Annotated in this window: 3 protein-coding genes and 2 pseudogenes; all 5 read left to right on the forward strand. The window is 42.8% G+C overall.

Going from position 1 to position 5,632, the window contains the following annotated elements:
• Positions 1 to 883 precede the first annotated feature (883 nt).
• The gene (locus EWV68_RS03415; protein WP_287168823.1) at positions 884 to 3,232 is read left to right on the forward strand and encodes an HD family phosphohydrolase; all 2,349 of its coding nucleotides are present in this window, start codon (positions 884 to 886) and stop codon (positions 3,230 to 3,232) included.
• Entirely contained in the window at positions 3,229 to 3,696 is a 468-nt protein-coding gene (locus tag EWV68_RS03420; RefSeq protein ID WP_287168825.1) for a DUF29 domain-containing protein, read from the forward strand. The genes EWV68_RS03415 and EWV68_RS03420 overlap by 4 nt, the downstream gene beginning before the upstream one ends.
• 38 nt (positions 3,697 to 3,734) lie before the next feature.
• On the forward strand, positions 3,735 to 4,337 hold the full coding sequence (locus EWV68_RS03425) for a Uma2 family endonuclease (protein ID WP_287168826.1): 603 nt from the start codon (positions 3,735 to 3,737) through the stop codon (positions 4,335 to 4,337).
• 112 nt (positions 4,338 to 4,449) lie between these two features.
• Positions 4,450 to 5,018, forward strand: a pseudogene (locus EWV68_RS03430) (Uma2 family endonuclease).
• 301 nt (positions 5,019 to 5,319) lie between these two features.
• A pseudogene (locus EWV68_RS03435) lies at positions 5,320 to 5,514 on the forward strand (cation:proton antiporter); the annotation flags it as partial.
• Between the last annotated feature and the right edge of the window lie 118 nt (positions 5,515 to 5,632).

The raw sequence follows: 5,632 nt of genomic DNA on the forward strand, positions 1-5,632 counted from the left end.
TTCGATTGTTCCCAATTGTTTTCGATCTAGAACGAGCTAATCAATTAAGTCTCTTGCCGGATAAGGATTTAGTCGATTTATGCCCCCTGATCGAATCATACCAAGTAACGAAGAGCCAAATTTCCCTAGAAACCGCCATCCCTCTTTAAACAATAAAGGCGAAAAATAACACTTAAGTAGCTGGGTTATAATTAAATTAAAAATGGATTTTAAGTTCGATCCCCCCTGCCCCCCTTGATAAGGTAGGGTTGATTCATGAATCAACCCTACCCTTGATAACGGGGGTGTCTGATAATTTTTAACGCCTACCTACTTAACTTAAAAGCTCCCAAAACGGAGACAGCTTATTGGCGTAGTCAATCGTACCAAACGAGACTATCGGCCTTAGAAGAAATTCGTCAAGAATATCATCAATATAAATATAAGTAGCTGGTTATAATTAAATTAAAAATGGATTTTAGGCTCGATCCCCCCTGCCCCCCTTGATAAGGGGGGTGCCGATAGGCGGGGGGATCTGACAACTTTTAACGCCTACCTACTTAATGCTGAACCAAGACTTCAAAGAGTTTATACAATAGCGAACGCAAAGGGAGACCCTTGCAACGCATTTCTAGAGGTTTTACCTCTTGCTTAACCGATCAGGAAACGGAGAAAGACCCTCCCTTGTGTAGTTCCAAACCCTTGCCTTTTGCCTCTCTCTTCCCCGACCGGCGACCGACTCCTAACCCCACCAACAAACTTTTTCAGCCAACCCGAGACACCTTTCGAGAAAAAATTTTTTTGCACAGGGAGTCCTTAAAATAGAAAAGGGAACACAAAACCAAATTGCTGGTATTTTTCCTCTGGGCATGGTCGCGCAGTTTATAGAATTTAGCTGGAATTTATGAATCATTTTCTGCATTCTTTCACTGTTTTTCCTGATTCTGCCCGAAAATCTCGCTCTTACTCCCTGGGTAAACTGCGACGACCCTTAATCTTCCTGTTTACCGTCGGTTGTCTGACTAGCGTGGTCGGTTATCGTTTCTATAATCAGCCGAAATTGGCCGTCGGGACTATTTCCCCCGTCACGATTATCGCCCCCGAAGATGCCCGTTTTCAAGACCAAGAAACCACCGCCCTCAAACGCCAAAAAATTCGGGCTGGACTGCTTCCCCGGCTGAAAAGAGATCCCCAAACCACCGCCCAGATCGAGCGATCGCTGCGAGACACTTTAGGGCAATTAAGTCAAATTAGCCCAATTTTGCGAAGAAATTCCATTTTAATGGGCAGAAATATTTCCAACGCCACAATGGAAACGCTGCTCACCTTTTCTGCCCCTCAATGGTCAACTCTACAGAGCCGCCTCAACTATGAAGAATCTTTTACAAACCTCTTGACAAAAGAGCAGGAATATGCTGTTAGCGAAATCCAAGCCTATCGTCAGCGCGTGACGAAGGGAAGCTTTGAGCAATTTATCGATCGATTAGGGCAATTACGGCAAATAAAGGAGCAAACCAGCCAAAATTATCGGCATTCCAGCTTAAATAAACTCAAATACGCCGATCTGATCACAGCGGCCCAAATGGGCGATCGAGAGTGGCAAAACCTAGAAAAAGCCCTCCTGCAAGCGGGTCGCCGGATTTTGGTGCAAGGCATTCCCCCGGGGATTTCCACCAGTCACCTACAGGATACCATCGCCGTGCAGATTAGCAGCGATCGCCTAACCAGTCGCCAGCAGTCTTTAGCCGAAAATATCCTTCTAGCGGCCCTGGAGGGAGAAGCGAACCTGATAGAAGATCGGGAGGCAACCAAAGAACAAGCCACTAAAGCGGTGGAAGCGGTAGATACGGTCATGTCTAGCGCTCAAACCGGTCAAATTATCGTTAAAGCAGGCGAAAAAATTACTCAAGCTCAGTTTGTTCTCATCGATGGTTTTGGTTTAAGCGAACGGGGCATTAACTGGATGGGTTTAGGGTCAACGGCAATCCTTGTCACCAGCGCGATCGGGACTTTTTGCCTCGTTGCCCAGCGTCTCCATCGGCCTCTGCGTCACCGGGATTTTCTTCTCTTGGGTTTACTAAGTTTTACCACACCGATCCTAGCGATCGCCAATATTACCTTTACCAATCTGGCAGCCGTGGGTTTATTAGTCAGCAGTTTCTACGGCCCGACTCTGGCCGTCACCCAGGTCCTCTTAACTGCCGGTCTTTCCCTATTCAGCAGCCAAGGTATCAGCGCCGATTTAATCGCCGGGACGATAGGGGGACTATTAGCGGCGATGATAGCGGCAAAATTGCGTTCCAGGGATGAATTATCGCTGCTAGGGATGGGAATCGGAGTCAGTCAAGGGGGTGTTTATCTGCTCACTTACCTAATCGTTAGCGCCACGGCCAGCACGATCATCTATACTCTACTACCCACGGCGCTCGTCTATGGTCTATCGGGAATAGCTTGGACGGTAATCGCCCTAGGATTATCCCCCTATTTGGAACGCTGTTTCGATGTGGTCACTCCCATTCGTCTGGTGGAGTTGTCCAATCCTAATTGTAGTTTGCTCAAACGTTTGGCCACGGAAGCGCCTGGTACTTTTCAACATACCCTTTTTGTCGCCTGTTTAGCTGAAGCGGCCGCCCGAAAACTGCACTGTAATGTGGAATTAATTCGCACGGGAACCCTTTATCACGATATCGGGAAAATGCACGATCCTCTCGGTTTTATTGAAAATCAAATGGGTGGCCCGAATAAACACGATGAAATTAACGATCCCTACGTCAGCGCCGAGATTATTAAAAAGCACGTTAGCGAAGGGTTAGTCATGGCCCGCAGACACGGTTTACCGCGAGTAGTCCGCGATTTTATTCCTGAACACCAAGGCAATCTCTTAATTTCCTATTTTTATCAGCAAGCTTTGCAAAAATACGCCCAAAATGGTCAAGAATTCGTCGATGAGGCGGCTTTTCGCTACGATGGTCCGATTCCCCAATCGCGAGAAACGGCGATCGTTATGTTAGCCGATAGTAGTGAGGCCGCTTTGCGATCGCTGAAGGAGGCCTCCCCAGAACAAGCCATGGATATGATCAAAAAGATTTTTCAGGCCCGATGGCGCGATCAACAATTAGTAGATAGTGGTATTCGTCAGGAGGAATTACCAATTATTGCCGAGGTTTTTGTGCAAGTTTGGCAACAATTCCACCATCAACGCATTGCCTACCCGAAAGCAGTTTTAGAAGTCTCCTCAGCCAAAAAAATATGAAAAAAGATACTTGGCTAAATCAGTTACAATTTCTCTACGAACAAGATGAACATCTCTGGTTGACTGAAACAATTAAACTTCTCAAGGAAAATCGTCTAGCTGATTTGGATATTCAACATTTAATCGAGGAGTTGGAGGCTTTGAGCAAACGGGATAAAAATCGAGTTGAGAGTTTTTTAAGACAGATAATTATTCATCTTTTGTTGTGGCAATATTGGCTGGAAGAATTTGAATTAAATCATCGGCATTGGCAAGGAGAAATAGCTACTTTTAGAGTGCATCTAAATGGATACTTAAGCACAAATTTAGAAAAATATCTCCTAGATAACCAAGAAAAAATCTATCAAGATGCCGTTTTTATTGTTGGTCAAAAAACTGAAATATCTCCTCACAATTTTCCTCTAAATTGTCCCTATTCCCTTGAACAAATGCTTGATAGGCATTGGTTGCCAGAGCGAAATTAGTTAAATCCCACAGCTAAAAACCAAGGATAATTACCAAAATGCTACTAATTACTCTCAACGAAAATACTTTATCTTTATCTCCGGGCAGTCAAGTTATTTTTCCCCATCAGACTTGGGAAGATTACGAAAGATTACTGAGTTTACGTCTCCAAAGGCTTATGTCTCCTTTACCAAGTCATGGCAAACGTATCAATCTTTTAAGTGATTTAGTAAAAATTATCCTCCGTCGTCAAGGTAAAGACTGGGAATGTTTTGATCCAATTACCTTGAAAATTACGGGGGAAGCGGGAGTAGAACCAGATAGTTGTTTTTATATTGATAATAGAGAGGCAATTTTAGGCAAAGAGAGAATTGATTTAACTGTTGATCCTCCTCCCGATTTAGCTATAGAAGTGGACTTTACTTCTCTGACTGATGTAGAGGCTTATCAATTGCTAAAAATACCCGAATTGTGGGTTTATCGTCGGGAAGAATTAAAAATATATCTGTTCAGAGAAGACGGTTATCAAGAAAGCGAAAATAGTCGTCTCTTTCCCGATATAAATATCAAGAAACTTTTCCCCTATTATGTAGAATTAGGCTGGAACCAAGGTTCTAGTCTTGCTTTACGTCAGTTTGAAGCTTTAGAGAATTTTAGTTAAAACACTTTTTGTATAAAAGTGAGCTTAATCCCCCCTTGATCCCCCCTGCCCCCCTTAATAAGGGGGGTGCCGATAGGCGGGGGGATCTGACAATCCAAAAATAATTATCAAAATGCTACTAATTACTCTCAACGAAAATACTTTATCTTTATCTCCGGGCAGTCAAGTTATTTTTCCCCATCAGACTTGGGAAGATTACGAAAGATTACTGAGTTTACGTCTCCAAATGTTGATACATTAAGGGATTTAGTAAAAATTATCCTCCGTCGCCAAGGCAAAGACTGGCAATGTTTTGATCCAATTACCTTGAAAATGTCGGGGGAAGCGGGAGTAGAACCAGATACTTGTTTTTATATTGATAATAGAGAGGCAATTTTAGGCAAAGAGAGAATTGATTTAACTGTCGATCCTCCTCCCGATTTAGCTATAGAAGTGGACTTTACTTCTCTGACTGATGTAGAGGCCTATCAATTGTTGAAAATTCCCGAATTGTGGGTTTATCGTCGGGAAGAATTAAAAATATATCTGTTCAGAGAAGACGGTTATCAAGAAAGCGAAAATAGTCGTATCTTTCCCGATATAAATATCAAGAAACTTTTCCCCTATTATGTAGAATTAGGCTGGAAGCAAGGTTCTAGTCTTGCCTTACGTCAATTTGAAGCTTTAGAGAATTTTAGTTAATAAATATTACCAATTGTGAATTTAAATATTTTTAAGTATTGAAGGTATTTGCAGATAAAATACTTATCATTTTGCCCCGATTGCCTCTAACTTTTCCCTCCCCACAGTAATCACTGGGTAAATAGAAAATTTCTCATTCTTTCTCCTAGAGATGAAGTACAGACTAATCCTTACTCATCAAGTATTTTAGCAACAATAACTAACCTCATCAATCGGAGAAAGGCTGTAACTGCCATAACCTCCCTTATATTATAAAAATAGCCAAGTTCTTAATTGTCGGTCTTACCGAGAATATCGTCTTATGAAGGGAGAATTATTAGTAGCCTGGGCAGCACAACAAAAATCCTTGGATAGCAGTTCTGCTGTCAACAGCCAAACGGTGGGAGACATTCCTGAACTGGTTCTTGTCTTGATCCTGCTGCTACTGATTGCCACTGCCGTTGCTCTAGTAACCCAGCGATTACGCATTTCCTATGTGGCAGGTTTAGTCTTAGCAGCTGAGAGGGGGACAAGCGAGCTAGAAGGTAGATAGGGCAAGCGATATCGCTCTTTGTCCTTTGATGTAATCCTTCAACCGATAGCGGCTAATTTGCATTAGCTCTTCTATATTTTTT

Source organism: Microcystis sp. M_QC_C_20170808_M9Col, assembly GCF_007095495.1.
In the GTDB taxonomy this organism is placed as follows: domain Bacteria; phylum Cyanobacteriota; class Cyanobacteriia; order Cyanobacteriales; family Microcystaceae; genus Microcystis; species Microcystis aeruginosa.

Bases quoted from the DNA above. Each gene is read 5' to 3' on its own strand.
- EWV68_RS03415 (WP_287168823.1), top strand. From the start codon at position 884: ATGAATCATTTTCTGCATTCTTTCACTGTTTTTCCTGATTCTGCCCGA.
- EWV68_RS03420 (WP_287168825.1), top strand. From the start codon at position 3,229: ATGAAAAAAGATACTTGGCTAAATCAGTTACAATTTCTCTACGAACAA.
- EWV68_RS03425 (WP_287168826.1), top strand. From the start codon at position 3,735: ATGCTACTAATTACTCTCAACGAAAATACTTTATCTTTATCTCCGGGC.